This window comes from Penaeicola halotolerans (assembly GCF_016464625.1).
Lineage (GTDB): Bacteria > Bacteroidota > Bacteroidia > Cytophagales > Cyclobacteriaceae > Penaeicola > Penaeicola halotolerans.
Genome location: NZ_JAEAGO010000103.1, coordinates 1 through 261 on the forward strand (window position 1 = coordinate 1; position 261 = coordinate 261).

The window sequence follows — 261 nt, forward strand, 5'->3', positions numbered from 1 at the left end:
CTAATACTGATCAGTATAAGAATGCAGTTTATACATTGCCTAAGCTTTTAGATGAAAAAGTAGCACCGCTTCACCTAGCCAAATTAGGCGTAGAGTTGGATGTACTTTCTGTAGATCAAGCCGAATACATCGGAGTGACACCAGAAGGACCATTCAAGCCAGAGTATTACAGATATTAATCTGCTAGATTAGTTCATACACATAAAAAAGGCTACTTGAAAAAGTAGCTTTTTTTATGGTGTTTAGAAACTAATGATTAAT

General features: G+C 35.2%; 1 protein-coding gene. It reads left to right on the forward strand.

Annotated elements, in window-relative coordinates; translation table 11 throughout:
• A partial coding sequence (locus tag I5349_RS13825) for an adenosylhomocysteinase (protein ID WP_226391365.1) occupies positions 1–179 on the forward strand: 179 nt, incomplete at its 5' end.
• Positions 180–261 lie beyond the last annotated feature (82 nt).